This window comes from Criibacterium bergeronii, assembly GCF_001693775.2.
Classification (GTDB): Bacteria; Bacillota; Clostridia; order Peptostreptococcales; family Filifactoraceae; genus Peptoanaerobacter; species Peptoanaerobacter bergeronii.
On the sequence record NZ_MBEW02000078.1, the window covers coordinates 1 to 531 of the forward strand.

1 protein-coding gene is annotated in these 531 nt (G+C 34.1%); it reads right to left on the reverse strand.

Annotated features, from left to right (window positions below; genetic code table 11):
* Nucleotides 1-531, reverse strand: a 531-nt coding sequence (locus BBG48_RS11075; protein ID WP_158527933.1) for a VaFE repeat-containing surface-anchored protein, incomplete at both ends; no start/stop codon positions are given.

A 531-nucleotide genomic window follows, 5' to 3' on the forward strand; every position in this document is an offset into this window, starting at 1 on the left:
TTCAACAACGATAGTTTGAGCCTTGTCATCTACTTTATCGTGTTTTAATACATCAAGATCTTTGTCTTTAAGTGAAGTTTCAGGAGAGTTATCTCCATCAACGTCAAAGATTTTTTTATCAGGGTTTGTTGCAGTTGCAGTTTCAAATACAACGTATTTGTAGCCAGGTTTAAGAGTTACACCAGTAAATGTTAAATCTACTTGTGTCTGACTTCCAGTTCCTACTACAGTTTCGTTTTTATCTGAAGTAGCAATTTGTTTCTTGATTACTTCGCCGGTTAATGGGTCTTTTTCCATTTGACCGTTTTCATCAAGTTTTATTTCTTGAAGAGTACCAGCTATTGTATATTCTTGATCTTTTACAAGAGTGTAATATACAGTATCTGTTACAGTTTTTGTTTGAGCGTCTTTTTGTATTAATTTGGCTTCTTCAGTATCAGAACCAACTTTATCATCTACTTTAACAGTAGTTTTTAGCTGTCCAACTGGAGTTTGACCTTCGAATTTAGGTTCAACAACGATAGTTTGAGC